Genomic DNA, 25,736 nt, shown 5'->3' on the forward strand with positions numbered 1-25,736 from the left:
GGGAGCGAGCTTGCTCGCGATAACGGAATAACAGTCAGATATTTTTCGACTGACACACCGCTATCGCGAGCAAGCTCGCTCCCACAGGAGATTGTGTTGGTTTAGAGGTTGGGCCAGGCTTTGCTCCCGCCGCTGCGGTCTGTAATCTCCCTGGCATTTTCTCGACCAAGGCTTTGACTCCTCATGACCACCCCCCTCATCCGCATCGCCGCCGCCCTGCTGCTCGGGCCGGACGGGCGAACCCTGCTGGTGCGCAAGCGCGGCACCCAAGCCTTCATGCAGCCGGGCGGCAAGATCGAAGCCCATGAACAACCGGTGCAAGCGCTGGCCCGTGAGCTGGAAGAAGAACTTGGCCTGCGGATCGACCCGGCCCAGGCCCGCCACCTGGGCGTGTTCAGCGCGCCGGCGGCCAACGAGCCGGGGTTTACCGTGCAGGCCGAGGTGTTTCTGCTGAGCATCGACGCTGCGGTTTCGCCAGCGGCCGAAATCGAAGAGGTGTGCTGGATCGATCCGGCCGGCGACAGCGATCTGGTGCTGGCACCGTTGACAGGCGAGGTGATCCTGCCGTTTTATCGAGCGACACTGCTCGCCACCTGCTGATTCACATTTCAAGGACGGATGCCCATGATTCCATTGCCGGATCTGCTTATTTTCGCCGCCGCCGCGTTGCTGATGGTGCTGACGCCCGGTCCGAACATGATCTACCTGATCTCCCGTTCGATCTGCCCGGGTCGCACGGCCGGCGTCACGTCCTTGGTGGGCGTGGTGGCGGGTTTCATCGTGCACATGTTCGCTGCTGCGGCGGGGCTGACGGCGGTGTTCCTGGCGGTGCCCATGGCCTACGAAGTATTGAAATGGGCCGGTGCGCTGTACCTGTTGTGGCTGGCCTGGCAGGCGGTGAAGCCGGGTGCGCGCTCGCCCTTCGAGGCCCAGCAACTGCCGGCAGATTCGACGCGCAAGCTGATCACCATGGGCTTTCTCACCAGCGCGCTGAATCCCAAGATCGCGGTGTTCTATCTGTCGGTGTTCCCGCAGTTCATCAGCCCGGAACACGGTTCGCTGTTCACCCAGAGCCTCATCCTCGGGCTGACCCAGATCAGCGTCAGTTTCAGCGTCAACCTGCTGATCGCCCTGTTCGCCGCCGGCATCGCCTCGTGGTTCGTCCATAACCCGAGCTGGCTGGCGGTGCAGCGCTATTTCATGGGGTTTGTCCTCGGTGCCCTGGCCCTGCGCCTGATGCTTGAGCAGCGGCGTTCGGCGTGAGCATTCGACGCCTGCGGGCTGGCGATGCCGAGGCCTATCGCGAGCTGATGCTCCAGGCGTATGCCTTGCACCCCCAGGCCTTCACCTCCAGCGTCAGCGAGCGGGCGATGTTGCCCAACAACTGGTGGGAGTCACGCCTGGGCAGTCGGCTCGATGTGCTGTTGGGGGCGTTTGTCGAACAAGAACTGGTCGGCATCGTCGGCCTGGCCCTGGAGCCCCGGGAAAAAGCCCGACACAAGGCGCTGCTGTTCGGCATGTACGTCGCCGACGAACATCGCCATCGCGGGCTCGGCCACCAACTGGTGCAGGCCGCCCTCGACGAAGCCCGGCGCCACACCTTCCTGCGCCTGGTGCAACTGACCGTCACCGCCGGCAACGCCCCGGCGCTCAAGCTCTACCAACGCTGCGGTTTCGTCCTCTACGGCCTCGACCCGATGGCGATCCGGGTGGACGATGAGTACCTCGACAAAATCCATATGTGGCTAGAACTTTGAGCGAACCACTGATTTGAGTGATGGAGCTTTTGTGGCGAGGGAGCTTGCTCCCGCATGGGCGCGAAGCGGCCATAAAACGGGTCTGCTGCGCCCGAAGCGTCGGACCGGCCCAGCGGGAGCAAGCTCCCTCGCCACAAAAAGCTGTCAGCGCACGGCACTGACCCCATCCAATGTCGAAAACGACGTGTCCTTGGCCGTCAGCAAAAAATCGCGCATGTACGGCGCGTCGAGCATGTCGGTGCGCACCGCCGCGTACAGCGTGGCGAACAAGCCTTTCTCCCCCAGCCGCTTGGCTTTCACATAACCCCGTGAGCTGTATTCATGCAGCGCCCAGTGCGGCATGCCGCAGACGCCACGGCCGCTCGCCACCAGTTGCATCATCATCACCGTCAGCTCGGAGGTGCGCACCTGAGCCGGTTCGATGTCGGCCGGTTCCAGGAAACGGGTGAAGATGTCCAACCGGTCTCGTTCCACGGGATAGGTGATCAGGGTTTCGCTGACCAAATCCTCGGGCACGATGTAGGGCTTGCCCGCCAACCGATGCTGGTTGGCGACGGCGAGCATCGCTTCGTAGGTGAACAGCGGCACGTAGGTGATGCCGGCCAGTTCCAGCGGGTCGGAGGTCACCACCAAGTCGAGGTCGCCCCGGGCCAGGGCCGGCAACGGCGCGAAAGCGAAGCCCGAGGCCAGGTCCAACTCGACTTCCGGCCAGGCATCGCGGAACTGGTCGATGGTCGGCATCAGCCACTGGAAGCAGCTGTGGCACTCGATAGCCATGTGCAGGCGCCCGGCGGTGCCGCCTGCCAAGCGAGCGATGTCCCGTTCAGCACTGCGCAGTAACGGCAGGGCGGCATCGGCCAGTTGCAACAGGCGCAGGCCGGCGCTGGTGAAGCGTACCGGCTTGGTCTTGCGCACGAACAACTGCATGCCCAGGCGCTCTTCCAATTCCTTGAACTGATGGGAGAGGGCGGACTGGGTCAGGTGCAGGCGTTCGGCGGCTTCGACCAGGCTGTCGGCTTCGCGCAGGGCGTGCAGGGTCTTGAGGTGACGGAGTTCAAGCACCGGAGTAGCTCCATGAGTAAAACTTGTGATCAACACGAAAAGGTTGAGTTTGTCTCATGCAGGTCGGGTTGTCGACAATGGCGCCATCTTTTACAGGAGGACGCACACCATGGCCCTGGCCCACACCCTCGGTTTCCCCCGCATCGGCGCCGACCGCGAATTGAAAAAAGCCCTTGAAGCCTACTGGAAGGGCGACCTGGCCCCGGTAGCGTTGCAGGCCGTAGGCCGTGAACTGCGGGCCCGGCACTGGCAACTGCAAAAAGACGCCGGCATCGACCTGCTGCCCGTCGGCGACTTCGCCTGGTACGACCAAGTGCTCAGCCACACGTTGACCCTGGGCGCCGTCCCGCAGCGTTTCCACAGCACCTTGAATGCCCGGGGCCGACCGACCCTCGATACCTTGTTCGCCATGGCCCGTGGCGCCACGGCCAGTTGCTGCGGTGCTGACCACGGCCAGGCGCAATACGCCCAGGAGCTGACCAAGTGGTTCGACACCAACTACCACTACCTGGTCCCGGAGTTTTCCGCCGACCAGACCTTCGCCCTCAGCTGGGAACAGCTGTTTGACGAAGTGGACGAGGCCCATGCCTTGGGTCACCGGGTCAAGCCGGTGCTTATCGGCCCGTTGACCTACTTGTGGCTGGGCAAGGCCAAGGGCGAGGCGTTCGACAAACTCGACCTGCTGGAGCGCCTGCTGCCGGTCTATGGTGAAATCCTCAACCGCCTCAAGGCCCAGGGCGTGGAATGGGTGCAGATCGACGAACCGATCCTCACCCTCGACCTGCCCCAGGCCTGGAAGAGCGCCTTCGAGCGCGCTTACCACATCCTCCAGTACTCGCCGTTGAAAAAACTCGTGGCCACCTATTTCAGTGGCCTGCAAGACAACCTCGGCCTGGCGGTGAGCCTGCCGGTGGACGGCTTGCACATCGACGCGGTACGTGACCCGGAACAACTGGGCCAGGTGCTGGACCGCCTGCCCACGTACAAGATTCTCTCGGTGGGCCTGGTCAACGGTCGCAACGTCTGGCGCTGCGAACTGGAACAGGCGCTGGCGCACTTGCAACCGGCCCAGGAACGCTTTGGCGACAACCTCTGGGTCAGCACCTCGTGTTCGCTGCTGCACAGCCCGGTGGACCTGGAACGTGAAGACCGGCTCGATCCGGAACTCAAAAGCTGGCTCGCCTTTGCCGTGCAGAAGTGCGGTGAAGTCGCGGTGCTGCGCGATGCGCTGAACGATCCCCAGGCCCCCACCGTGCGACAGGCCTTGAGCGACAGCCGCGCGGTGCAGGCCCGTCGCGCGGGCTCGGCGCGTATTCACAAAGCCGAGGTCCCGGCGCGCCTGGCGGCGGTCGGGCCACAGGCCCGCCAGCGGCGGTCGCCGTTTGCCCAGCGCATCGAACGCCAGCGCGCACGCCGGGCGCTGCCGACCTTTCCCACCACCACCATCGGCTCCTTCCCGCAGACCCCGGCCATCCTCCTGGCGCGCCAGGCCTACAAACAAGGCAAATTGTCGGCCAACGACTATCAGGACGCCATGCACACCGAGATCCGCCATGCCGTGCAGATCCAGGAGCGCCTGGGCCTGGACGTGCTGGTGCACGGTGAAGCCGAACGCAACGACATGGTGGAGTACTTCGCCGAGCAACTGGATGGCTATGCCTTCACCCGTTTCGGCTGGGTGCAGAGTTATGGCTCGCGGTGTGTGAAGCCGGCGATCATCTACGGCGATATCAGCCGCCCGAAAGCCATGACCGTCGACTGGATCCGTTACGCGCAAAGCCTGACCGACAAAGTCATGAAAGGCATGCTCACCGGTCCCGTGACCATGCTGATGTGGTCGTTCCCCCGCGAAGACGTGTCGCGCCAGGTCCAGGCCCGGCAACTGGCCCTGGTCCTGCGGGACGAAGTGCTGGACCTGGAAAAAGCCGGGATCAAGATCGTGCAGATCGACGAAGCGGCGTTCCGCGAGGGATTGCCGTTGCGTCGCGGGGAATGGCAGGCCTACCTGGACTGGGCCGTGGAGGCGTTCCGCTTGTGCGCCTCGGGCGTGGCGGATGACACCCAGATCCATACCCACATGTGCTACAGCGAGTTCAATGATGTGATCAAGGCCATCGCCGACATGGACGCCGATGTGATCACCATCGAGACCTCGCGCTCGGACATGGAGTTGCTGGATGCCTTCGAGGCGTTCGACTACCCGAACGACATCGGTCCGGGTGTCTACGACATTCACTCGCCACGGGTGCCGGACACCGCCGAGATGGTTGCGCTGATGAGCAAGGCAGTGAAACGAATCGCCGCCGAGCGGCTGTGGATCAACCCCGACTGCGGGCTGAAAACCCGGGGCTGGCCTGAGACGGAAGCGGCCTTGGTGAACATGGTGGCGGCGGCGCGGCAGTTGCGTGGCCAACTGGCCTGAAGCCTGGATGTTGTGGGCGAGCTCCCTGTCTTAGGCAACGACGCTTTTTTGTGGCGAGGGAGCTTGCTCCCGCTGGGCTGCGCAGCAGCCCCTACATTTCATGCCCTGTTCCTATTTTGAGGTTGAAGCCTTTTGGGACCGCTTCGCGCTCCAGCGGGAGCAAGCTCCCTCGCCACAGGGTGCGCACCTGGCTTCAGATCACCATTCGGCAATCTTCATCAAACTGTCACGCAACTGTGGCAGCGCGCTTGAACAAACTTCATCAGACTCGCGCTCTACTGGGGTTCTGCGTTTTGGTGTTTCTTCATGCGTGTATTCATTTTCCTGGCCGTGCTGTTTTTCGGCCTGCCGTCGATGGCGGCGTCTCGTTGTGATGTCAACGTTGCAACTCAACATGTCGACCTGGATCAGGTCAGCCTGGCTTACCAAAGCATTGGCCGTGCTTCGGATCCTGCCTTGCTGTTGGTGATGGGCCTGGGCGGGCAACTGATCCATTGGCCGGACGAAGTGGTGGTCGCCCTGTGTGAGCAGGGTTTCCGGGTGATTCGCTACGACAACCGCGATGTTGGCCTGTCCACCTGGCGCCAGGCGCCCGGCAGCGCCAACCTGACCTTTGAAGCCCTGCGCTACAAACTCGGCTTGCCCGTGGCCGCGCCGTATACCTTGACCGACATGGCCGACGACGGGCTGGGGCTGATGGACGCGCTGCATGTGCAAAGCTTTCACGTACTGGGCGCGAGCATGGGCGGGATGATCGCCCAGCACATGGCCGCCATGGCGCCTGAGCGGGTTGAAAGCCTGACCCTGATCATGACCAGCTCCAGTGCCGCCGGCTTGCCCGCGCCCAGCGAAAAACTGGTGCAACTGTTATCCCGGCGCGGTGCGCCGAATCGCGAAATGGCCCTTGAACAGCAAGCCGATCTGCTGGCCGCTTTGGGCAGCCCGGTGGTGATGGACGATCGCCAGGCCTTGCTGCATCAGGCCGCCGTGGCTTATGACCGGGCCTTCAATCCTGAAGGCGTGAAGCGCCAGATCATGGCGATCATGGCCGAGCCGAGCCGGGTGGCCCTGCTCAATCAACTGCGGGTGCCGACCCTGGTCGTCCACGGCACCGCCGACCCTTTGCTGCCGGTGATGCATGGCGTGCACTTGGCCGCGCACATCCAAGGCAGCCAACTGAAACTGATCCCGGGCCTGGCCCATCGCTTCCAGGACGCGTTCAAGGCGCCCTTGCTGGGGGCGGTGTTGCCGTACCTGCAGCAGCACCGTGAAGACACTTCGCACTGGGCTCAGATCGAGCCGGCGCAGGCGCCCAACCTGCTCTGAAAAACCCGGGTGCTTGAGATCTGTCCTGCTTTCGTGGCGAGGGAGCTTGCTCCCGCTGGAGCGCGAAGCGGTCCCAAAAAGCTCGACTGTGGGATAGGATCAGACTGAAGTTTTTGGGGGCTGCTGCGCAGCCCAGCGGGAGCAAGCTCCCTCGCCACAAAAGCACCTTGCGAGCATTCAACGTGCCCGAGCCTGCTCCACCAACCACCCCATCAATTCCTGCAACGGCCCCGGGGCCTGGGGCTTGCGCGGGTGCACCAGGTGATAGCCCAGGCCGGTCTTGACCTTCAGCTCGAACGGCATCACCAGTCGGCCGGCGCTCAGGTCGTCGCCGATCAGCGACCAGTCGCCAATCGCCACGCCGGTGCCCTGGGAGGCCATGGACATCGCCAGGTCCAGGGTTTCGAAGTGCTGGCCCTTGCTGACATTGCTTAAATGCACATCGGCCGCCGCCAGCCAGGCGTTCCAGTCGCGCTGGTCAAGGGCCGGGTGCAACAGCAGGTAGTGTTGCAGGTCGGCGGGTTCATGCAACGGCACCAGGCCTTCGAGGACCGGGCGCGAGCACACGGGCGTCAGTTGTTCATCGAACAGGTGCAGGCACGCCAGCGAGGTGTCCGGCGGCGGGCCATAGACCACTGCGGCGTCGAAGGCTTCGCGCTGGAAATCCACGCCGTGCCTGACGGTGGTGGTCAGCTCCACCGGCACGTCCGGTCGTTCCTTTTGCCACTGCAACAGACGCGGCAGCAACCAGCGCATCACGCAGGTCGGGGCCTTGAGTCGCAGGACTTGGCGCTTCTCGCCGATCTGCTCGACCGCTTCGTCGATCAGGCTGAACACCTGCTGCACCCGTGGCAGCCAGGCCTGGCCCTCGGCGGTCAGGCTCAGGCCGCGCGCCTGGCGCCGGAACAGCGCATAACCCAAATGATCTTCCAGCCCGGCGATCTGCCGGCTCACCGCGCCCTGGGTGATGTGCAGCTGTTCGGCGGCCCGGGTGAAGTTGCAGCATTGGGCCGTGATCAGAAAGGTGTGCAGCGCCGGCAGCGGGGGAAGTCGTTTCATTTCGATCCAAGCCATGACGTGGAGACATGGCGAGTATGACTTTTTATCGATTGTTGCCGCCATGCCCGGCCCGTTCCAATAACGCCATTCCCAAGACAAAAACGGGCCTGCCGCGTGCAGTGCGCGGCCCTTTACCCGACCAGAAAAAGGCAATGGCAATGGCAATGGCGACGTGCGGCGAAGTATTGGTCAAGTTACTTGAAGGTTATGGCGTGGAGCAGGTGTTCGGCATTCCCGGCGTGCACACCGTCGAGTTGTACCGCGGGCTGGCCCGTTCGAGCATCCGCCATGTGACGCCGCGACATGAGCAGGGCGCAGGCTTCATGGCCGACGGTTACGCCCGCGTCAGCGGCAAGCCCGGCGTGTGTTTCATCATCACCGGCCCGGGCATGACCAATATCACCACCGCCATGGGCCAGGCTTATGCCGATTCGATCCCGATGCTGGTGATCTCCAGCGTGCAGTCGCGCAGCCAGTTGGGCGGCGGCCGCGGCAAGCTGCATGAACTGCCGAACCAGTCTGCGTTGGTGGGCGGTGTCGCGGCGTTTTCCCACACGCTGATGTCCGCTGCCGAGTTGCCCGGCGTGCTGGCCCGGGCGTTCGCGGTGTTCCAGGCCGGGCGCCCACGGCCAGTGCACATTGAAATCCCGCTGGACGTGCTGGTCGAAGACGCCGATGCCTGGCTGGCCAGCGTGCCAGTGAATATCAGCCGAGCCGGTGCCGCACCCCATGCGGTCAAACAAATGGCTGGCCTGCTGGCGACCGCTCGGCGGCCTTTGATCCTGGCCGGTGGCGGGGCCATTGACGCCGCGGCCGAATTGACCGAGTTGGCCGAACGCCTCGGCGCGCCCGTGGCGTTGACCATCAATGCCAAAGGCCTGCTGCCGGCGCGCCATCCGTTGTTGATCGGCTCCACCCAGAGCCTGGTGGCCACCCGTGCCTTGGTGGCCGAGGCGGACGTGGTGCTGGCCATCGGCACCGAATTGGCCGAGACCGACTACGACATTACCTTCGCCGGCGGCTTCGAAATTCCCGGTGCGCTGCTGCGTATCGACATCGACCCGGACCAGACCGTGCGCAACTACCCGCCGCACCTGGCCTTGGTGGCCGACGCCCGCATCGCGGCCCGGGCCGTGCTCGACGAATTGGGCCGGCAACCCTTGGCTGAACGCCACGCCGATTGGGGACCGGCGCGTGCCGCCCGGTTGTGCGCCGAGCTTCAAGGCAGTTGGGACGCCGCGACCCGGGCCCAGATGGTGTTTCTCGACACGGTCTTGCAGACGCTACCGGAGGCGGTGTTTGTCGGCGATTCCACGCAACCGGTGTACTCCGGCAACCTGACCTTCAACCTGGAACAGCCGCGCCGCTGGTTCAACTCCTCCACCGGCTACGGCACCCTCGGCTACGCATTGCCGGCGGCCATCGGCGCCTGGCTCGGCGGCAAGGACCTGGGCCACGGCCGCCCGGCGGTGGTGTGCCTGATCGGCGACGGCGGGTTGCAGTTCACCCTGCCGGAACTGGCCAGCGCCGTGGAAGCGCGCACCCCCGTGATCGTGCTGTTGTGGAATACCCAGGGCTACGAAGAGATCAAGAAATACATGCTCAACCGCGCCATCGAACCGGTGGGCGTGGACATCCATACCCCGGACTTCATCGGCGTCGCCAAGGCCTTGGGCTGTTTTGCCGAGGCCATCGATGATGTGCCGTCGCTTCGGGCTGCGTTGCTGGCGGCGCGTGAGCGGCAGGGGCCGACGTTGATTGAGATCAATCAGGCGCGCTGGAAATTGGATTAACTGAGGTGTGACGACTGGCCCCATCGCGAGCAAGCTCGCTCCCACATTGGACTGCGGTGAACAAACAATTTGTGTTCACTGAACATCCCCTGTGGGAGCGAGCTTGCTCGCGATGAGGCCAGCCCTGCCAACACAACCCTCAGCTCAAACAGTCATCCGCAACCGCGCCAGATCCCTTAGCGGCGGCGCGCCGAACAACCGGCTGTACTCGCGGCTGAACTGCGAAGGGCTTTCGTAACCCACCCGATACCCCGCCGCCGAAGCTTCCAGCCCTTCGGCCAGCATCAGCCGGCGGGCTTCCTGCAAGCGCAGTTGCTTCTGGTATTGCAGCGGGCTCATGGCGGTCATGGCCTTGAAGCGGTGATGCAGGGTCGAGACGCTGAGGTTCACTTCCCGGGCCAGGTCATCGATGCGCAACGGCTGTTCGAAATGACCGTTGAGCCATTTGATCGCCTGGCTGATGCGGTGGCTCTGACTGTTGGCGATGGCAATTTCATACAGCCGATAGCCCTGCGGGCTGCGCAACAGGCGGTAGAGGATTTCCCGGCGCACCAGGGGCGCGAGCATGGCGATGTCTTTTGGCGTGTCGAGCAGCCGTGCCAGGCGCAGGACGGCGTCGAGCATTGGTGTGTCCAGGCGTTCGACATACAGCCCGCGCCCGGCGGGGCGGGTCGGTACGCCCAAGGGGCCGGCATCGGCGATCAACGCGGTGATTTCCGTCGGGTCGATGTCCAGGCGCAAGGCCAGGATCGGCTGCTCGGGCGACACGTCGGCGATGCAACCACTGAGCGGCATCGAGACCGAGACCACCAGGTAATGGAGTGGATCGTAGTTGAAGAACTCATCCGCCAGACGCACCTGCTTGCTGCCCTGGGCCATGATGCACAGCGCCGGTTGCGCCAGCACCGGGGCGAATTTGTGCGGCTGGCTGTGCCGCGACAGGTTCAGCGAGCCGATCGCCGTGGCGTAGCTGCCGTCTTCGCTGGTGTTACGGTCAATGATCGACGCCAGTTCGGCGCGCTGTTGTTCCAGGTACGTGTCCAGCGGGACGTGGGCGTGATCGAGTGGCGACATGCCGGAATCCTCAGGCAATAGGGAGCGATGAACAAAGCTTATGTTTGTGCAAGGCGCAGCGGTAGCCACATCCTGTTGAAAGCTTGCCTGATCCTGCACGGCGCAATGGGCCATGACGGTGCAACGCTGCCGAAACTTGCTTGAAACCTTTTGTTTCAACTTCCCGGCTTGTAACCGGATCGATGGCGAAATTCGAGCGGCCGATGCGCAGGATTGTGCAATGGGTCGGCAGGAATCGACTAACGAAGCTGGCGGCGCGGCGCTTAACCTTTGATCCTGTCGCAGCCTGTCCCCGGCTGCACAACGGATTACCTGGGAGGGTTGAACATGACTACATACATCCCCGTCAGCCACATGGCTTTTATCCGGGCCCGCAGCGGTTGCTCCAAGCAATTGGGTGCGCGCCTGAGCACGCTGATCGCACCTTCGCGCCAGGCGCCCGGTTGCTTGCACTTTGCCTTGCAGCAATCGCAATGCGACGCTGATTTGTGGCTGGTGTCCGGGCTCTGGGTCAATCAGCCGTCCATGGACGCATACTTCAATTCGCCGGCCATGGCGATTTTCGCCGAGCTGGTGCAAGACCTGGTAGTGAGCAGCCTGGATTTCCATACCTTCAGGGAAGTCTCCGCCGCCCAGGCGACCGAAGGGTGCCGGGCGCAGGTACACAAACTGGCCGGTTGAAGGTTTAATGAGCGTCATTTTTCATCGCCAGGATGCGCAATATGGCACGTAAAGCCTTTGAAACTTTTGAAGCTGTTTCTGCTGTTGTTCCCAAGGAGGGCGGTGGTTACCACGCCGCCATAGCCACCAAGGCCATCGGCGGCTCAGGTGCGCCGCGTTTCAACAAGGTGCTTGAAGAGCAGACGTTCGAAACCGCTACCAAGGCCGATGAAGCCGCCGCCGTGCAGTTGACTCATCTCAAGGGCGTCGACGATGAGGGCGGGTTGGTCTGGTAATCAGTCTTTTGGTGATTGCTTTTGTGGCGAGGGAGCTTGCTCCCGCTGGGCTGCGCAGCGGCCCCTTTTTTGGTGGGTGCTGCGCACCCAAGCGGGAGCAAGCTCCCTCGCCACACATACCTTCATTTCAAGTGAGCGGTGTTGTTTGCAGGATTTTATCGCTTACTTCGGGCGATGCATCTTGAACAACGCCTCAGGCCCCAGCTGGAAATAATCCGCCGGCCCGCCACCGCGCAAGATCGGCTCGGCGGCGGCGGTGTCGTACACCCCATCCTTCAACAGCCACTGGGCGATATGCACGGCGACCACTTCACCGAGGATCAGCCAGCTCGGCACCAGCCCCTTGTCCGCCCGCTGCAATTGAATGATCTGCGTGACCTTGCATTCGAAGGACACCGGGCTTTCGGCGACACGCGGTACCTGGATCACCCGTGACGGAGCCGCCGTCAGACCCGCCAGTTCGAACTCATTGACCTCGGGCGCGACCATCGCGCAGCTCTGGTTCATCTGCTCGGCCAGCGGGCGAGTGGCCAGGTTCCAGGCAAACTCACCGGTCTGTTCGATGTTGTTGAGGCTGTCTTTGCGCCCGACGCTGGAGAAGCCAATGATCGGCGGCACGTAGTTGAAGGCGTTGAAAAAACTGTAGGGCGCCAGGTTCAGGCGGCCTTCGCCATCTTGTGAAGAGATCCAGCCAATGGGCCGTGGGCCGACGATGGCATTGAACGGGTCGTGGGGCAGGCCATGGCCTTGGGCGGGTTCGTAGTAATGAGTATCGTCGGGCATGAGGGTGCGCAAATCCGGTGCTATTTGGAGGGATCCGACGATAGTGCAGCGATCAGCCCGTTTTGTCAGCACCTCAAAACCTTGTGGGAGCGGGCTTGCTCGCGAAGGCGCAGTGTCAGTCAGTATAGTATCGACTGACACCCTGCCTTCGCGAGCAAGCCCGCTCCCACAGGATTTAGTGATGGCTGAGGGTAGTTGGTAGACGCCGCATCCGCGTGGTCGGCGCCATCCGCGGCGACGGCAGGCTCGATGGCGTGGTTTTCATCTTTCTTGGCCACAACGGCGGAGCCGGCGCGCTCGTGACCGCTGGCGATAAAAGCGGCGGTGCCGGTGCGGTCGAAGCCGTCGTCGGCGAAGGCGCTGCTGGCCAGTGCAGTGAGGGTCAGGGCGAAGATCAGTTTGGTTTTCATGGTCATACTCCAAGCATCGATAGTTGATGGGGGGAGGATGGAGTGGGGCCATTAAGTGGAAATTAATGTAGGAAACGACGCCGGCCCGAAACGACGAAAGGGGCGAACCTGTGCAGGTTCGCCCCTTTCGTTTGTACAAACGCAGCTATCAGTCCGTCAGGATCCGCGAGTGTTTGCGGGTGTCCTTCATGGTGATGTAAACCAGCAGCGACACGGCGATGCAAGCCGTCACGTACCAGTAGTAGCCGGTCTCCATGCCGATGCTCTTGAACCACAGTGCGATGTATTCAGCGGTGCCGCCGAAGATCGACACGGTCAGTGCGTAAGGCAAGCCGACGCCCAGGGCGCGAATTTCGGTAGGGAACAGTTCGGCCTTCACCACGGCGTTGATCGAGGTGTAGCCGCTGACGATGATCAGCGCGGCCATGATCAGGAAGAACGCGCCCCACCAGGTCTCGATGGTGTGCAAGGTGGTGAGGATCGGCACGGTGAACAGCGTCCCCAGGATGCCGAAGGCAATCAGGATCGGTCGACGACCGATCGTGTCCGAGAGCCCGCCAATGATCGGTTGCAGGCACATGAACAGGAACAGCGTGGCGGCGGAAATGGTGGTGGAGTCGGAGATGCTCATGCCCACCGTGTTCACCAGGTACTTCTGCATGTAAGTGGTGTAGGTGTAGAAGGCCAGGGTGCCGCCCATGGTCAGGCCGACCACGGTCAGCAATTCCTTGGGGTGGCGCATCAAGGTGCGCATGGCGCTTTCCTTGGCTTTTTCCTTCTTGGTGAACGACTCGGTTTCTTCCATGCCGCGACGCAGGTAAAGCGCAACGACCGCACACAGCGCGCCGATGGCGAACGGGATGCGCCAGCCCCAGGCATACAGCTGTTCAGTGGTGAGGACCTGTTGCAGCACGATCAGCACGCCGAGGGCGATGAGCTGGCCGGAAATCAGCGTGACGTACTGGAAGCTGGAGAAGAAACCGCGACGTTCCTTGGTCGCCATTTCGCTCAGGTAAGTCGCCGAGGTGCCGTACTCGCCACCCACCGACAGGCCTTGGAGCAAGCGGGCGAACACCAGCAGGATCGGTGCGCCGACGCCGATGGTTTCGTAGCCGGGGCTCAGGGCGATGATCAGCGAGCCAAAGCACATCAGGTACACCGAGGCCATCAATGCGCGTTTGCGACCAGCGCGGTCAGCGTACAGGCCCATCAGCCAGCCACCGATCGGGCGCATCAGGAAGCCGACGGCGAAGATCGCGGCGGTGTTGAGCAATTGGGCGGTGGTGTCGCCCTTGGGGAAGAAGGCTTTGGCGAAGTACAAGGAGAAAGCGGCGTAGACGTACCAGTCGTACCACTCGACCATGTTGCCGACCGAGCCACTGAAGATCGACTTGATCCGGCTGGCGGTGGTTCTTTCACGGGCGGGCACGGCAGCCGACCCGATGGGCAGGGCGTTTGAGTTATCCATTGAAGGATCCTTCGTTTAATTGTTTTTGTGGAGCGCGTGGGAACGCAGCCTGACAGGGCTATAGCAGGAGCTGTGCCAGGTGGGAGAAGGCCGGTTTAGAGGGGGTGTGGTGATTCGGTGAGCGGAAATCCGCTTATTGAAGCTGGGGGTGTGGGCGGGAATCCGCTTATGTGGCGGTGCGGGCCGGCCCTTTCGCGAGCGGGCGCCGACACATTGGATCTTTGAAATCCGACACATGTGCTCTGCTGTTATCGCTGCGGGGTTTCACGGACCCTAAAAACAACTAAGCCCGGCCGAAGCCGGGCTGTGAGGGAGGGTTATCGGATTAGCTGATGGCAGCGCCATTGGTGCGGTCGAAGCCATCTTCAGCGAGGGCGCCGTTGGTGCGGTCGAAGCCGTCTTCAGCGATGGCGCCATTGGTGCGGTCGAAGCCGTCTTCAGCGAGGGCGCCGCTGGTGCGGTCGAAGCCGTCTTCAGCGATGGCGCCGCTGGTGCGGTCGAAGCCATCGGCAGCAACAGTGGCAGCGCCAGTGCGGTCGTAACCGTCAGCGGCGACGGTGCGGTCGAAGCCATCGGCGGCGAAGGTGTTGGCGGCCAGTACAGACAGGGTCAGGGCGATGATCAGTTTGGTTTTCATGGTGATTACTCCGGGTTCGTTGGCGATATGTCTTGCATGGGTTGAATGCTACGCCAATAAAATTGATTGAAAAGCGCAAATAAATGCTAATAACAATCGATTAAATCGATGTTATGGCGGGCGCATTCACGCGCTTTGGCATTCGCAGCGAACCTTGCGCAGGACATCGATCCAGTGAACCCAGGGTGGGGCACGGGCATTAACGCGGGATTAATCGCAGTTGAATGACAGATTTTTCATACATGGCCGATCTGTTTTTCATCGCCGCGATGTCAACTTGGCCCCCACGGCTAAATGGGAGAATTCGGCGGCTCTAGTGCCCTCATCGCGAGCAGGCTCGCTCCCACATTTGTACCTGTGTACACATAATCCTTGTGGGAGCGAGCCTGCTCGCGATGAGGCCGGTTCAGGCACCAAAAACCTTAGGGCGAAGAAGTCGAAGGCGTGAACTCCAGCTTCAACTCGCCCCGGTACTGCCCGGAGTTCTTGTCGATCTGGTTGAAGTCCGGCGTGTCCAAGGTGATCGGCCACGGTGTGCATACCACCGGGAAAGGCACATTGGGCAGCTTCACGGCGCGGATCTCGGCGTTGTTGATGCCGGTGAAATTCACCGGCTGCCCGGACTGATGCTGCGTCTCCCCTAGATTGGCGGTGCGGGTGCGCACCTTGTACTCGATGCGGTTGCGCTCACCCGTGCCGCCGGAGACATGATGGACAAAGAAGCGCCCGTCCATGCCCGGCACGGGATTCATGCCGGTCACGCGAATCTCGTAGCGCTGGCTGTTGGCGTTGTAGCCGTCGTAGAGGCAGGCATCCACCACCGCCTGGCCGGAGACGACGCCGCCAGGGGCGGTGCTCAACGGGCGGGTGCGCAGGTTGAGGTCTACCTGTGGAGTGCTGATGCCGTAGGCGGGCAGGTAGATTTGCATGTTGTTGTGGTCGGTGACGTCGAGCTTGAAGTCTACGGTGTAGGTGTTGGCCGCGCTGATCGGTTGCGAGTAATACCGCTTGAGTTTCAAGATCATCTTCGCCGTCCAGATGCCGCCGGTGGGCAGTTTGGCGAGTTCTGATTGGGGGAGCCAGACGGTTGAGCCTGTCCCCTCCGATCGCAGGGAAACTTCCTCATCTTCCTGGCCGCAATAAGCCGGTGCGTTGGTGGTCAAGACAAATATCTTGCCGTCCCAAGACCCGTTGCAAAGATTGAGCGGAAACCTGCGGTGGAGTTGGCCCTTGAGGACGAGTACATAGCTCAGACCGCTGCGCCGCTCGGTGAAGCGCAGCGGGATGTTGGTGGTGCCCAACCGTCCGGCAGTCGTCGTGGAACATTGGCCCGTGGCCGGATCCGTGCTGGACAGGCAGACAAAGTGCAGGTTCGTATATCCGGCGCCCGGTATGTGTTGTTCGCTCCAGCCATGCGTCATCCGGGTCCAAAGGTAATGATCGGCGGGTGGGGCCGAGCGGTCGAAATTGAGGACCACGGATTGGTAGTGGTCGCTGGGTACGACGCCTGCGAAGGCGGGTAATGCGGTGGCTGCAGCGATGAGCGCGCCTAATCGGCGAGCCCATCGGGGAAAGAGTCTGTTCATTGCGGGTTCTTATGACTGCATTTTTGGAAGGGGAAATTTGACGGCGCTGCTGGCCTCATCGCGAGCAGGCTCGCTCCCACATTTGGACCTGTGTACACATAATCCTTGTGGGAGCGAGCCTGCTCGCGATGGCGCCACCCTGGGCGCCAAAAAACTCAGGGCGAAGACGTCGAAGGCGTGAACTCCAGCTTCAACTCGCCCCGATACTGCCCAGTGTTCTTGTCGATCTGGTTGAACGCCGGCGTGTCCAAGGTGATCGGCCACGGTGTGCATACCACCGGGAAAGGCACATTGGGCAGTTTCACGGCGCGGATCTCGGCGTTGTTGATGCCGCTGAAACTCACCGGTTGCCCGGACTGATGTTGCGTCTCCCCTAGATTGGCGGTGCGGGTGCGCACCTTGTATTCGATGCGGTTACGCTCGCCGGTGCCGCCGGAGACATGGTGGACGAAGAAGCGTCCGTCCATGCCCGGCACGGAGTTCATGCCGGTCACGCGAATCTCGTAGCGCTGGCTGTTGGCGTTGTAGCCGTCGTAGAGGCAGGCATCCACCACCGCCTGGCCGGAGACGATGCCACCGGGTGCGGTGCTCAACGGGCGGGTTCGCAGGTTGAGGTCTACCTGTGGAGTGCTGATGCCGTAGTCGGGGAGGTAGATTTGCATGCTGTTGTGGTCGGTGACGTCCAGCTTGAAATCCACGGTGAAGGTCTTGGCGTTTCCAATGGGTTGCGAGTGATACGTTTTGAGTTTCATGATCAGTTGCGCGGTCCAGACGCCACCGGAGGGTAGCTTGGCGAGCTCCGATTGAGGAATCCAAAGGGTAGAGGCCGTGCCCGTGGGCTCCTCCTCCCCGCAGGTACTGAGCCTTGCCGTTGAACTCAGCAAGAAGTCAAGCGGCACCCAGGTTCCGCAACCGTTGCCAAGATGGCGTTTGCGCGACAGATAGCCTCTGACCTGCAGTACCACGGACAGGCGGCTGCGTCTCTCGGTGAAACGCAGCGCTACGTTGGTGATACCGGTTTCCCCATAGCTGGATGTGCGGCACTGGCCGGTCGCGGGATCGGTATTGGAAAGGCAAACAAAATGCATGGTTCTATAGCCGGTTTGCGTTTGTGGGGCTTCGTGCCAGCCATGCAGCATCTTATTCCAGAGGTAATGATCCCCAGGTGGCGCCGCCCGGTCGTAATTGAGCGTCACCATCTGGTAGTGGTCGACGGGATGGACATCCGCTAGCGCCGGCAGCACGGCGCCCGAGTAAACGAGTACAACCAGGTGAAGGGCCCAATGGTTCAAGGTTCTGCTCATGGCTGATTCCTCTTGTCCGACGATAACGCGGCACTGCGCCGTGCGGTCCAGCGTCCCAGGCGATCCGGGTCGTTGAGGTCCTTGGGCAAAGCGTCCAGAGTGGTGCTTTCGCAGGTCAGTGTGCCGACCCGGCGCAGGCTGCTGCGGGCCGCGCGGGTTTGGATCGCGCAGGCGTGCACACCGTTGAGGTCCAGGGCGAACAAGGGCTCGGGGTGATGGTTGAGGGCGACGACGAAGCTGCCGTCCTCGCCGGTTTCGAGCATCGCCGCATTGAGAATGGCTGCCTGTGCCAGCGGTTCACCTTGCGGATTCACCAAGCGTCCGACGTAGGTGTAGCTGACGCTGGACTCGATCCGTTGCACCGCCAGTTTGCCCGGTGGCAGGAACCACTCGCGGCTGCCGTTGCCGACGTTCACCGAGCTGAGGTTCTGGCGCGAGGCATCGGCGTCGCTAATGCGGGTCTGGGTGGCTTCGAAGCCATTGACCGGAATCAGGCGTTTTTCACCAAAGCCGATGCTGGTCTGGGCGCCGTAGCCGCCGCTGATCTTGGCGGCCGCACCGGTGGCGTTTTCCAGCGGCGCGGCAACGATGCCCACGGCGGCCCCTGGTCCTGTACCGCCTTGGCCTTGGCCCCAGAAGAAACCTTCGCGCCCCAGCGCCAGGGAGGAAGAGTGATTGCCGCTCAGGCTTGGCCGCGAGTCTTGCTCGTCGCCGCCACGCTGGGCCACGGTCAGGCTGGTTTCGCCCCAGTTACGTTCGATCCGTCCGCCGACTTCCGCGTCCCAGCGGCCCTGGTCATCGTAGCCGACGCCGGTGTTCACTTCGTTCCTGCCCTGTTCGTTGTCCCAGGCGCGGGTATGGCCCAGGCCGGTGCGCAGGCTGTCACGGGCATGCTGCTCGCGGCGCATGTCCACGCCGAGGTTGCTTTGGCGGTAGCCGCCGGTGTTCGAACGCTCGTTGTGGGACAGGTTCAGGCTCAGGTACACGCCGTGGTCGGTGTCGCGGTTGCCGCTGGCATTGCGGAACGCGCCCACCCGATGAATGAGGTGGAAGGGTCCCAGGACATGGCTGCGGGAGAAGCCCAGTTGCAGGGGTCGGGCCCAGGTGGATGTGGTCAGGTCGCGGGTCGGATCGTCTTCGTCAGGTATATCGTTCCAATAGGAGAACGGGTTCACTTGGGCATAGCGATTGTAAGTGTAGCCGGCGCTGAAGGTACCGCCGGCCAGCGGCAGGGCGGCACTGGCCATCAAGGTTTCGTTGCAACCGCTCTGTTGGTAGGCGCGGGTGTTGTGTTCGCAGGAGGGGCTGCGCAGCGAGTAGCGATACAGGTTCCAGGAGATCCCGTGGGTGAAGGTCATTTGCTGACTGTTGCCGCTCGCGCCATCGTTGCCGGCCAGGACGGCGCCGGATAACGACCAACTGCTGGCCCCCAGCGTGCCGGCCCAATCCAGGCGGCTTTCGTTATAGAACGCCGAGTCCAGCCAGGTGACCGCGCTGGTGAGCGCCAGGTCATCGCGCAACGGAATGCGCAGGCCGGTCTGGGCCACGGCGGAGGGGTCCTGTTCGTACAGCGAATGTTCCGCCGTGCGCCCGCCTTGCAGGAACCATTGCACGGTGTCGTCCCCCAGGCCGTTGCCGTCGGTGCGGCTGAAAGGCACGGTTTCAGTACGGGTCACCTGGCCGTTTTCGATCACCCGCAGGGTCACCGGATAGCTGCCGTTGGGAAAGGTCCGGGTGTCGACGTTCTGCACCCCGGCGTCGAGGTAGGACGTGGACAGCAGTTCTTCGCCACGGAACGCATCGACCCGCGAGCGCTGGGTCAGGATCAGGGAAATCGGCGTACCTTGCCCAACGACTTCGCGGTTGAGGTAGGCCAGGGTGGTGCCGACGCGGGCGCCGTCGATCCGGCCCAGGGGCAACAAGCTGAAGCTGAAATTGCCGCCTTCGGCGCTGGACAGGTTGCTCATGTCCATGCGCCCGGCCTGGGCGTAGTGTTCGCGATCGAAGTCCTGCCGGTAGTAGGCGTTGTTGAACTCCAGGTTGCTCTCGCTGCCGCGCTTGTTCTGGTAGGCCTGGTAGTTCCAGGTGAAGCCCAGGTGGCTGCTTTCTCCCAGGCCCAGGGCTCCGAGGCCGCTGGCACCCAGGGCGCGGTAGCTGTCGGCCTGGGCGATGTTGATGTTCTGCCGATGGACCAGGGCGTTCTGGGCCTCGGTGGGCGTATGCAGGCGCAGCGCCGCTGCATCGTTGGCCGGCAGCCAATCCTTGCGCATGAGGATTTGCAGGCGTGCGCCGGCCTCGTCGAGAATCACTGCCACCGCATCGGTTTCCAGGTAGCCGCAGCTCGCTTCGCTGGCCAGGCCATAGGAGCAGGCCAACTGGCTGTTGCTGGGCAACGGTTCGGACAGCAACGGCTGCAGTTCCTGGGCGGAGGCCGAGGCACCGGCCTCGACCAGCAGCGCCGCGATTCGCTCGGGCTGTTGGAATTCGATACGGCCGGGTCGCACCATTACCGGGTGCAGGCCGAGGTTGCGATTGAGCAATTGAAGTTCGAGTTGTTCCACCTGACCTTCAACCAGCGCCTCGAAACCGGCCGGCACCTGGGGCAGATCGGTGGACGCGGCCGATACGGCATCGGCCAGCGCCCAGGTCAGGGAGATGGAGAGTGCAGTGAAGTGGCGTTTCATACAGGGCCTTGACGAAGGAAAAGGGAAGTACGACGGTGCCGTACCTCCCTTCTGGGGATGAACCGGCGATACTTACGGCTGCTGGGTCAATACCAGGCTGACCATGCCTTCGTAACGACCGGCGTTGGCGATGGCGCCCGCGGTGCTCTGGCGGATCTCCAGCATTTGCTCGATCGAGCCGCTGGTAGGGTCGCCACCCGGGAACAGGTCGGCGGCGGGCAACGTGACACCGGTGGTGTTGAGCGCACGACCGCCGTAGCTCACGCTCAGGGGAACGGCGGCGGCGGCGGGGTTGGTCATGTTGGCCAGGACCGGACTGGTGATCAGTCGCAAGGTCATGTCTTTGTCGGTGTCATTGCTGTAGATCCGCGTACCCAGGCTGGTCGGCCGCAGGCCGGCACCCGGCAGGTAGGCCATCTCCATGGAAGGCGGCAACGGGCTGCCATCGGACTGGAGGATTTCCAGCGTCGGGTCGACATCGGCAAAGACCATAATGCTCTTCTCCACCGCCATGGCGGGCAGCGAGGTCAGGGCGACCAGGGCCAAGGGGGCGAATTTCATCAGTTTCATGGGTGTTCCTCTTTTGCTATGGGTGAACGGGGGCCTGACCACGTGCCAAGGCACGTGGCTTGGGTGAAAAATGGGAATCAGCTTTCCGGCAATACGGCGAGGGTGCGGGGACGTTTGTCGTCGCTGGTCACGAAACGCACGACCACGTTGCCACTTGAACCGGGTGAGACTGGCAGCGTGCTGCCGGGGTAAAGGCTGCGGTTGACGTCGTTCCAGATGCAGTCTTTCTCGCCCTGGACGTCGGCGCACTGGCCGACCTGCAGCACGCCGACGCGCAGGGTGCCGTCGTTGCGCAGTTCGTTGCTCTTGGGTTGCAGCTTGAGGCTGGTGCGGCGATCGTCGGGTAACACGCGCACCAAGGCGCCCCAGATCAGATTGACGCCGATCTTGGGTTGTACGCCGTCGGGCTCTGAATCGTCTTCGTCCGCCAGGCCCGGTGCCGCGACCGGCTCGAAATAGACCCGGTAGACGGTTTCTTCGCTGGGTATCGCCTGGGCAATGATCCGTATGGTGCGACTCGCGCCGGGCGCCAGCACCGTGCGCTGTGGCGACACGACAATGCCCAGGGCATCGGCCGGCGACAGCGGGCTTTCGTGTTCGTCGGGCGTGCCGGGGCGCTGGATCTGGGTCACGTTGACCTTGATGTATTGCACCTTGTCGGACTTGGAGTGCAGTTGGATCTGGCCAATGCCGTCCTGCTCGGTGCCGATGGTGCTGTTCATCGGGTAGACCACCATGTTCGCGGTGGCTGGCAACGACAGGCCGATGGCGAGCGTCATGAATGCCAGTTTGCCCAGGGCAGCCCAGGGACGGGTAAACACTTGATACAAATGCATTTAAAACCTCGAACAAGGAAGAGGGACGATCAACGTTTAATACATAGGGGACGTGTTTCGACCCAACCTGCGGTCATGCATGAGAAAAAAACGGCGCTTCGTTACGCCGCGCAAGACCCCGTGTCCTACCTCTTTTTTGCTTTCAGACTCTTCGCTATTTCCTGTAGGAAATTTCCGGAGTAAATTCATGCTCAATGCACCCTGCTTGCTGATTACCGCGAAATGGATGGGATTCCGAATGCGCGCAGTCTTTGCACGGCCGTGGTGCCGATTCTAGTGAGGCGATGATGGCCGTTTTTTGTGTTGGCGATTTTGGTGGGATATATCCACCATGTCAATAGTTTTGGTGGATTATATCCACGTTCGTCTGCGCGAAGAAATTACGCGTTGTGGTGTTTCGCTGGCCGCCGCGTCTCGTGCGGCAGGCGAGTCGAGCCCGCAACGCCTGAAAGAAGTGGTCTCCGGGCGGCAGAAATGCCCGGCCGATCTGGTGGCGAAACTGGTGGCGATCGGGGTGGATGCCCACTACGTCCTGACGGGCGAGCGTGCGCCAACCGCACCGGCCTTGGCGCCGGATGAAGAATTGCTATTGGATGGCTACCGCGCGCTGGATGTGGCAGGTCGGAAACGGCTGATTGCCAGTTTGCTGTCGGGTTGACCCCAGGCCAGGGGTGATCGCGAGTCGCGTCGCGACAGCCCATCAGTTGTCCTGCAGGAACATCTCTCGACTCAACCCATGCCGCTGCATCTTTTCATTGAAGGTGCGGCGCGGCAGTTGCAGTTCCTCTAGCACCGCTTTCACATCGCCTTTATGTCGAGTCAGGGCGGCGCGCAGGCATTGGGCTTCGAAGGCTTCCTGCTGGGCCGCCAGGGACTGGCCCGGCTCCGCCTCCAGGACGGGCAGTTGATCGAGCCCCAATACCTGGCGTTCGGCGACGTTGGCCAGCTCGCGCACGTTGCCCGGCCAATCGTGGCTCAGCAGATGGCTCAGTTGCGGGCCACTCAAGGGCGTGGCGGGGCGGCCGAGGCGTTCGGCGGCGCTGTGGGTGAAATGCTCGAACAGCAACGGAATATCTTCGCGCCGTTCACGTAAGGGGGGCAGGCGCAGCTCGGCGAGGTTCAAGCGGTAGGCCAGGTCCTCGCGAAAACGCCCGGCCCGTGCTTCGTCCAGCAAGTCCGGCTTGGTCGCGGCGACGATGCGCAAGTCCACATGGATGCTCTGGTTGGAACCCAGGCGTTCGAGCTTCTTCTCCTGCAGGACTCGCAGCAACTTGGCCTGCTGGGCCAGCGGCATGCTTTCGATCTCATCGAGAAACAGCGTGCCGCCGTCGGCGTATTCGAGCTTGCCGATGCGTTTGCCCTGGGCGCCGGTGAAGGCGCCGCTTTCATGGCCGAACAGTTCCGCTTCGAACAGTGGTTCGGGGATGGCCGCGCAATTCAGCGCCACGAAGGGTTTGCTCGCCCGTGGGCCGAAGTCGTGCAGGCAACGGGCGACCAATTCCTTGCCACTGCCGGTTTCACCACGGATCAACACGTTGACCGGCAATGTCGCCAGGTCCAGCACTTGGCGGCGCAGGTTTTGCAACGAGCGGGAGACGCCAAGCAAGGTGGCATCGAGCCTGGTCCTGGTATCGGCCTGCTCGTGCAATCGACGGTTTTCCAGCACCAGGAAACGCTTGTCCAGGGCCCTGCGCAAACTGCCAAGCAGGGCTTCCGGGCTGAAGGGTTTTTCCAGGAAGTCGTAGGCACCGTCGCGCATGGCCTCCACCGCCATGGGCACGTCGCCGTGACCGGTCAAGAGAATTACCGGCAGGTCCGGATCCCGGCGGCGCACTTCGGCCAGCAGCTCCAGGCCGCTGAGGCCGGGCATGCGCACGTCGCTGAGGATCACCCCGGGGAAATGCTCCGGCAACCGGGCCAGGCATTCGTCGGCGCGGCTGAACAGTTGCACCTGGAATCCCGACAGGCTCAACCATTGCTCGACGGCACTGCGAATGCTGCCTTCGTCATCCACGACCATGACTGAATCAAGCATGCAGTTGCGCCTCCTGATCGATGGGCAAGGTCACGCAGACTACCGCGCCGTTCCCGTGGTTGTCCGCCGTCAGCCGCCCACCGGATTCATGAATGATTGCGAACGAAACCGCCAGCCCCAGGCCCAGGCCGTCGCCCACGGCCGTGGTGGTGAAGAACGGATCGAACACCTGGGCCAGGTGTTCCTCGGCGATGCCGGTGCCGCTGTCGCTGACGGTCAGGCGCCACAATTGCTCATCGGCCTCCAGGCGCACTTCCAAGCGTTTGAGCGGTTGGCCGGCCATGGCGTCGAGGGCGTTGCGCAGCAGGTTGATCAACACCTGTTCGAGACGGATCGCATCGCCGCGCACCCACGCCGGGCGGGTCAGGTGCAACACGGTACTGACCTGCTCATCACGCAGGCGTGTGTCGAGCAATTGCAGGGCCTGGTCCACCACCGCCGCCAGGTCCAGTCGTTCGCGCAGGCCGCGGGGGCTTTTGCGCGCGAACGTCTTCAAGTGGCCGGTGAGGGCGGCCATGCGGGTCAACATGTCATCCACCGGCTTGAGGGCCTTGTAGGCATCATCGACCCGACCGTGATCCAGCAGCAGGCGCAGGGTTGCCAATTGCATGCGCTGGGCGGTCAACGGTTGGTTGATTTCATGGGCCAGGGCCGCCGACATCTGCCCCAGCGCCGCCAGCTTGGCCGATTGCACCAGCCCGTCCTGGGCCGTGCGCAGATCCCGAGTGCGCGCCTCCACCAGCCGTTCCAGCTCGTCGCGGCTGCGCTGGCGCAACCTTGCCAGGCGCCAGCGCTGGTTGAGATACAGCAACAGGACCACCAGCGCCCACCACAAACCCGCAGCGGCGAGCCCGGCGTTGCGCAAGTCCTCGAAGGTAATCTGCGGGCGGCGCAGCAAGTGCAGGGTCCAGCCCTCGGCGGTCAACGGCAAGGATTCCCACAGGTAATCCGCCGAGCCATCGGGGGCTTCTACCCGGGCCAGATGGCTGTTGTCATCGAAGCGGCGCAGCGGCTCGAAGGCCAGCGGTTTCAGCGGTTGCTTGTCGTATTGGCGCGTAGCCTTGAGCTCGGCAAGGTCGCTGTCGGACAGCGCGCGCAGGTGGCGATAGCGCCAGCCCGGGCGGTTGGCGATGAAGATGATGCCTCGCGCATCGCTGACCAGCAACGTGGCGCTGCCCTGGCGCCACTCTTTCTCCAGCTCCGGGAAATCGAGCTTCACCACCATCGCACCGAGGAACTTGCCGTCGTCGTCGGTCACCGCGCTGGACAGGAAGTAACCGGGAATGCCACTGGTCACGCCCACCGCATAAAACCGCCCGGTGCCATGGGTGCGTGTCTGGATGAAGTAAGGGCGAAACCCGTAGTTGTGACCGACATAGCTGCTGGGCAAGCGCCAGTTGCTGGCCGCGACGGCCAGGCCGCTGTGGTCGAGCAGTTCCAATGTGGATGACTGGGCGGCGCCATTGATCTGTTCGAGCTTGCGATTCAACGCATCCTGCTGGGCTGGACTGACCGGCCCCTTGAGGGCCGAGCGCAACTCTGGGTCCAGCGCCAGCACGGCGGGCAGGGCGCGGTAGCGTTCGATCAGGGTATGCAACGAATTGGCATACAGCGCCAACTGCTGGCTGGCACGGCTGGCGTCTTCTTCCAAGGCCTCGCGCTCGGCGTGGCGCACGGCGAGGGTGGCGGCAACCGCCGCGCCGGCGAGGATCAGCAAGGTGTACAACGACAGGCGCAAGGTACGGGTGGTCGGCAGCATGCTGGCGTAAACCAGTGGAAAGTCGGGCGGGCACGATAGCATGGCGGTTGCGTCAAGCGATCATGTACTTCGAGCCTGCCGCAGATCCTGTGGGAGCGGGCTTGCTCGCGAAGAAGCCGGCACATTCAACATTGATGTCGGCTGGCCCGCCGCATTCGCGCGCACGCCCGCGCCCACACGGAATGTGCGGGGGGGGAGGGTCTGGGCTGCTGGAT

Annotated in this window: 24 protein-coding genes; 10 read left to right on the forward strand and 14 right to left on the reverse strand. The window is 62.8% G+C overall.

Annotated elements, in window-relative coordinates; translation table 11 throughout:
• Nucleotides 1-183 precede the first annotated feature (183 nt).
• The 3 genes from HGO40_RS07480 to HGO40_RS07490 are packed head-to-tail and all read left to right on the forward strand — an operon-like array spanning nucleotide 184 to nucleotide 1,757.
• On the forward strand, nucleotides 184-600 hold the full coding sequence (locus tag HGO40_RS07480; protein ID WP_250962499.1) for an NUDIX hydrolase: 417 nt from the start codon (nucleotides 184-186) through the stop codon (nucleotides 598-600).
• A gap of 24 nt (nucleotides 601-624) precedes the next feature.
• Entirely contained in the window at nucleotides 625-1,263 is a 639-nt protein-coding gene (locus HGO40_RS07485; protein ID WP_250962500.1) for a LysE family translocator, read from the forward strand.
• Nucleotides 1,260-1,757, forward strand: coding sequence for a GNAT family N-acetyltransferase (locus HGO40_RS07490; RefSeq protein ID WP_250962501.1), 498 nt, complete (start codon nucleotides 1,260-1,262; stop codon nucleotides 1,755-1,757). Before HGO40_RS07485 ends, HGO40_RS07490 begins: the two co-directional genes overlap by 4 nt.
• A 144-nt stretch (nucleotides 1,758-1,901) precedes the next feature.
• On the opposite strand, the gene metR is transcribed toward HGO40_RS07490, so the two are convergent.
• Nucleotides 1,902-2,819 carry a transcriptional regulator MetR gene (gene metR, locus HGO40_RS07495; RefSeq protein WP_053124730.1) on the reverse strand — a complete coding sequence of 306 codons (918 nt, stop codon included), beginning with the start codon at nucleotides 2,817-2,819 and terminating at the stop codon, nucleotides 1,902-1,904.
• A 109-nt stretch (nucleotides 2,820-2,928) separates the two neighbouring features.
• On the opposite strand from metR, the gene metE reads away from it, so the two are divergent.
• Complete coding sequence (gene metE / locus HGO40_RS07500; protein WP_250962502.1) at nucleotides 2,929-5,241, forward strand: 5-methyltetrahydropteroyltriglutamate--homocysteine S-methyltransferase; 2,313 nt, start codon at nucleotides 2,929-2,931, stop codon at nucleotides 5,239-5,241.
• A 306-nt stretch (nucleotides 5,242-5,547) separates the two neighbouring features.
• Nucleotides 5,548-6,567 (forward strand): alpha/beta fold hydrolase, encoded by a 1,020-nt coding sequence (locus HGO40_RS07505; protein WP_250962503.1) that lies wholly within the window; start codon nucleotides 5,548-5,550, stop codon nucleotides 6,565-6,567.
• 177 nt (nucleotides 6,568-6,744) lie between these two features.
• On the opposite strand, the gene HGO40_RS07510 is transcribed toward HGO40_RS07505, so the two are convergent.
• Nucleotides 6,745-7,626: a LysR substrate-binding domain-containing protein gene (locus tag HGO40_RS07510; protein WP_250962504.1), complete on the reverse strand. Its 882-nt coding sequence runs from the start codon at nucleotides 7,624-7,626 to the stop codon at nucleotides 6,745-6,747.
• 164 nt (nucleotides 7,627-7,790) lie between these two features.
• On the opposite strand from HGO40_RS07510, the gene HGO40_RS07515 reads away from it, so the two are divergent.
• Nucleotides 7,791-9,419 carry a 5-guanidino-2-oxopentanoate decarboxylase gene (locus tag HGO40_RS07515; RefSeq protein ID WP_250962521.1) on the forward strand — a complete coding sequence of 543 codons (1,629 nt, stop codon included), beginning with the start codon at nucleotides 7,791-7,793 and terminating at the stop codon, nucleotides 9,417-9,419.
• A 144-nt stretch (nucleotides 9,420-9,563) separates the two neighbouring features.
• Here the strand turns inward: HGO40_RS07515 and HGO40_RS07520 are convergent, their stop codons facing one another.
• Nucleotides 9,564-10,493, reverse strand: coding sequence for an AraC family transcriptional regulator (locus HGO40_RS07520; RefSeq protein ID WP_053124712.1), 930 nt, complete (start codon nucleotides 10,491-10,493; stop codon nucleotides 9,564-9,566).
• A gap of 112 nt (nucleotides 10,494-10,605) precedes the next feature.
• Between HGO40_RS07520 and HGO40_RS07525 the strand changes: the two genes are divergently transcribed.
• The 3 genes from HGO40_RS07525 to HGO40_RS07535 are packed head-to-tail and all read left to right on the forward strand — an operon-like array spanning nucleotide 10,606 to nucleotide 11,449.
• Nucleotides 10,606-10,767, forward strand: a complete 162-nt coding sequence (locus HGO40_RS07525) for a hypothetical protein (RefSeq protein ID WP_250962505.1) — start codon at nucleotides 10,606-10,608, stop codon at nucleotides 10,765-10,767.
• A 53-nt stretch (nucleotides 10,768-10,820) separates the two neighbouring features.
• Nucleotides 10,821-11,174 carry a putative quinol monooxygenase gene (locus tag HGO40_RS07530; RefSeq protein WP_250962506.1) on the forward strand — a complete coding sequence of 118 codons (354 nt, stop codon included), beginning with the start codon at nucleotides 10,821-10,823 and terminating at the stop codon, nucleotides 11,172-11,174.
• A 41-nt stretch (nucleotides 11,175-11,215) separates the two neighbouring features.
• The gene (locus HGO40_RS07535) at nucleotides 11,216-11,449 is read left to right on the forward strand and encodes a hypothetical protein (protein ID WP_250962507.1); all 234 of its coding nucleotides are present in this window, start codon (nucleotides 11,216-11,218) and stop codon (nucleotides 11,447-11,449) included.
• A 162-nt stretch (nucleotides 11,450-11,611) separates the two neighbouring features.
• Here HGO40_RS07535 and HGO40_RS07540 read toward each other — a convergent pair whose 3' ends face one another.
• The 9 genes from HGO40_RS07540 to HGO40_RS07580 form a co-directional block, all read right to left on the reverse strand.
• Nucleotides 11,612-12,232, reverse strand: a complete 621-nt coding sequence (locus HGO40_RS07540) for a flavin reductase family protein (RefSeq protein WP_250962508.1) — start codon at nucleotides 12,230-12,232, stop codon at nucleotides 11,612-11,614.
• Between the two features lie 119 nt (nucleotides 12,233-12,351).
• Nucleotides 12,352-12,642: a hypothetical protein gene (locus HGO40_RS07545; RefSeq protein ID WP_250962509.1), complete on the reverse strand. Its 291-nt coding sequence runs from the start codon at nucleotides 12,640-12,642 to the stop codon at nucleotides 12,352-12,354.
• Nucleotides 12,643-12,790: 148 nt separating this feature from the next.
• Nucleotides 12,791-14,110, reverse strand: a complete 1,320-nt coding sequence (locus HGO40_RS07550) for an MFS transporter (RefSeq protein WP_250962510.1) — start codon at nucleotides 14,108-14,110, stop codon at nucleotides 12,791-12,793.
• Between the two features lie 325 nt (nucleotides 14,111-14,435).
• Nucleotides 14,436-14,747, reverse strand: coding sequence for a hypothetical protein (locus HGO40_RS07555; protein ID WP_250962511.1), 312 nt, complete (start codon nucleotides 14,745-14,747; stop codon nucleotides 14,436-14,438).
• Between the two features lie 422 nt (nucleotides 14,748-15,169).
• Nucleotides 15,170-16,333 carry a CblD like pilus biogenesis initiator family protein gene (locus HGO40_RS07560; RefSeq protein WP_250962512.1) on the reverse strand — a complete coding sequence of 388 codons (1,164 nt, stop codon included), beginning with the start codon at nucleotides 16,331-16,333 and terminating at the stop codon, nucleotides 15,170-15,172.
• A gap of 155 nt (nucleotides 16,334-16,488) precedes the next feature.
• Nucleotides 16,489-17,637 carry a CblD like pilus biogenesis initiator family protein gene (locus HGO40_RS07565; protein ID WP_250962513.1) on the reverse strand — a complete coding sequence of 383 codons (1,149 nt, stop codon included), beginning with the start codon at nucleotides 17,635-17,637 and terminating at the stop codon, nucleotides 16,489-16,491.
• Nucleotides 17,634-20,321 (reverse strand): TcfC E-set like domain-containing protein, encoded by a 2,688-nt coding sequence (locus HGO40_RS07570; protein ID WP_250962514.1) that lies wholly within the window; start codon nucleotides 20,319-20,321, stop codon nucleotides 17,634-17,636. Before HGO40_RS07570 ends, HGO40_RS07565 begins: the two co-directional genes overlap by 4 nt.
• 72 nt (nucleotides 20,322-20,393) lie before the next feature.
• Nucleotides 20,394-20,891, reverse strand: a complete 498-nt coding sequence (locus tag HGO40_RS07575; RefSeq protein ID WP_250962515.1) for a CS1 type fimbrial major subunit — start codon at nucleotides 20,889-20,891, stop codon at nucleotides 20,394-20,396.
• A gap of 77 nt (nucleotides 20,892-20,968) precedes the next feature.
• Nucleotides 20,969-21,727 (reverse strand): hypothetical protein, encoded by a 759-nt coding sequence (locus HGO40_RS07580; RefSeq protein ID WP_250962516.1) that lies wholly within the window; start codon nucleotides 21,725-21,727, stop codon nucleotides 20,969-20,971.
• Between the two features lie 331 nt (nucleotides 21,728-22,058).
• On the opposite strand from HGO40_RS07580, the gene HGO40_RS07585 reads away from it, so the two are divergent.
• Entirely contained in the window at nucleotides 22,059-22,385 is a 327-nt protein-coding gene (locus HGO40_RS07585; RefSeq protein ID WP_250962517.1) for a hypothetical protein, read from the forward strand.
• A gap of 42 nt (nucleotides 22,386-22,427) precedes the next feature.
• Here the strand turns inward: HGO40_RS07585 and mifR are convergent, their stop codons facing one another.
• Together mifR and HGO40_RS07595 are read right to left on the reverse strand one after the other, a co-directional pair.
• Nucleotides 22,428-23,762, reverse strand: coding sequence for a two-component system response regulator MifR (mifR, locus tag HGO40_RS07590; protein ID WP_250962518.1), 1,335 nt, complete (start codon nucleotides 23,760-23,762; stop codon nucleotides 22,428-22,430).
• Nucleotides 23,755-25,521, reverse strand: coding sequence for a sensor histidine kinase (locus HGO40_RS07595; RefSeq protein WP_250962519.1), 1,767 nt, complete (start codon nucleotides 25,519-25,521; stop codon nucleotides 23,755-23,757). Before HGO40_RS07595 ends, mifR begins: the two co-directional genes overlap by 8 nt.
• Between the last annotated feature and the right edge of the window lie 215 nt (nucleotides 25,522-25,736).

Origin of the sequence: Pseudomonas sp. CG7, from assembly GCF_023701885.1 — a bacterium.
GTDB lineage: Bacteria > Pseudomonadota > Gammaproteobacteria > Pseudomonadales > Pseudomonadaceae > Aquipseudomonas > Aquipseudomonas zanjanensis.

What these genes read in the sequence shown, in the direction of transcription:
- HGO40_RS07530 (WP_250962506.1), top strand. Translation starts at nt 10,821, where the DNA reads ATGACTACATACATCCCCGTCAGCCACATGGCTTTTATCCGGGCCCGC.
- HGO40_RS07570 (WP_250962514.1), bottom strand. Translation starts at nt 20,321, where the DNA reads ATGAAACGCCACTTCACTGCACTCTCCATCTCCCTGACCTGGGCGCTG.
- HGO40_RS07565 (WP_250962513.1), bottom strand. Translation starts at nt 17,637, where the DNA reads ATGAGCAGAACCTTGAACCATTGGGCCCTTCACCTGGTTGTACTCGTT.
- HGO40_RS07540 (WP_250962508.1), bottom strand. Translation starts at nt 12,232, where the DNA reads ATGCCCGACGATACTCATTACTACGAACCCGCCCAAGGCCATGGCCTG.
- HGO40_RS07555 (WP_250962511.1), bottom strand. Translation starts at nt 14,747, where the DNA reads ATGAAAACCAAACTGATCATCGCCCTGACCCTGTCTGTACTGGCCGCC.
- HGO40_RS07545 (WP_250962509.1), bottom strand. Translation starts at nt 12,642, where the DNA reads ATGAAAACCAAACTGATCTTCGCCCTGACCCTCACTGCACTGGCCAGC.
- HGO40_RS07550 (WP_250962510.1), bottom strand. Translation starts at nt 14,110, where the DNA reads ATGGATAACTCAAACGCCCTGCCCATCGGGTCGGCTGCCGTGCCCGCC.
- HGO40_RS07520 (WP_053124712.1), bottom strand. Translation starts at nt 10,493, where the DNA reads ATGTCGCCACTCGATCACGCCCACGTCCCGCTGGACACGTACCTGGAA.
- HGO40_RS07595 (WP_250962519.1), bottom strand. Translation starts at nt 25,521, where the DNA reads ATGCTGCCGACCACCCGTACCTTGCGCCTGTCGTTGTACACCTTGCTG.
- HGO40_RS07580 (WP_250962516.1), bottom strand. Translation starts at nt 21,727, where the DNA reads ATGCATTTGTATCAAGTGTTTACCCGTCCCTGGGCTGCCCTGGGCAAA.
- HGO40_RS07485 (WP_250962500.1), top strand. Translation starts at nt 625, where the DNA reads ATGATTCCATTGCCGGATCTGCTTATTTTCGCCGCCGCCGCGTTGCTG.
- HGO40_RS07575 (WP_250962515.1), bottom strand. Translation starts at nt 20,891, where the DNA reads ATGAAACTGATGAAATTCGCCCCCTTGGCCCTGGTCGCCCTGACCTCG.
- HGO40_RS07505 (WP_250962503.1), top strand. Translation starts at nt 5,548, where the DNA reads ATGCGTGTATTCATTTTCCTGGCCGTGCTGTTTTTCGGCCTGCCGTCG.
- HGO40_RS07480 (WP_250962499.1), top strand. Translation starts at nt 184, where the DNA reads ATGACCACCCCCCTCATCCGCATCGCCGCCGCCCTGCTGCTCGGGCCG.
- HGO40_RS07535 (WP_250962507.1), top strand. Translation starts at nt 11,216, where the DNA reads ATGGCACGTAAAGCCTTTGAAACTTTTGAAGCTGTTTCTGCTGTTGTT.
- HGO40_RS07585 (WP_250962517.1), top strand. Translation starts at nt 22,059, where the DNA reads ATGTCAATAGTTTTGGTGGATTATATCCACGTTCGTCTGCGCGAAGAA.
- mifR (WP_250962518.1), bottom strand. Translation starts at nt 23,762, where the DNA reads ATGCTTGATTCAGTCATGGTCGTGGATGACGAAGGCAGCATTCGCAGT.
- HGO40_RS07525 (WP_250962505.1), top strand. Translation starts at nt 10,606, where the DNA reads ATGACGGTGCAACGCTGCCGAAACTTGCTTGAAACCTTTTGTTTCAAC.
- HGO40_RS07515 (WP_250962521.1), top strand. Translation starts at nt 7,791, where the DNA reads ATGGCGACGTGCGGCGAAGTATTGGTCAAGTTACTTGAAGGTTATGGC.
- HGO40_RS07560 (WP_250962512.1), bottom strand. Translation starts at nt 16,333, where the DNA reads ATGAACAGACTCTTTCCCCGATGGGCTCGCCGATTAGGCGCGCTCATC.
- HGO40_RS07510 (WP_250962504.1), bottom strand. Translation starts at nt 7,626, where the DNA reads ATGAAACGACTTCCCCCGCTGCCGGCGCTGCACACCTTTCTGATCACG.
- metE (WP_250962502.1), top strand. Translation starts at nt 2,929, where the DNA reads ATGGCCCTGGCCCACACCCTCGGTTTCCCCCGCATCGGCGCCGACCGC.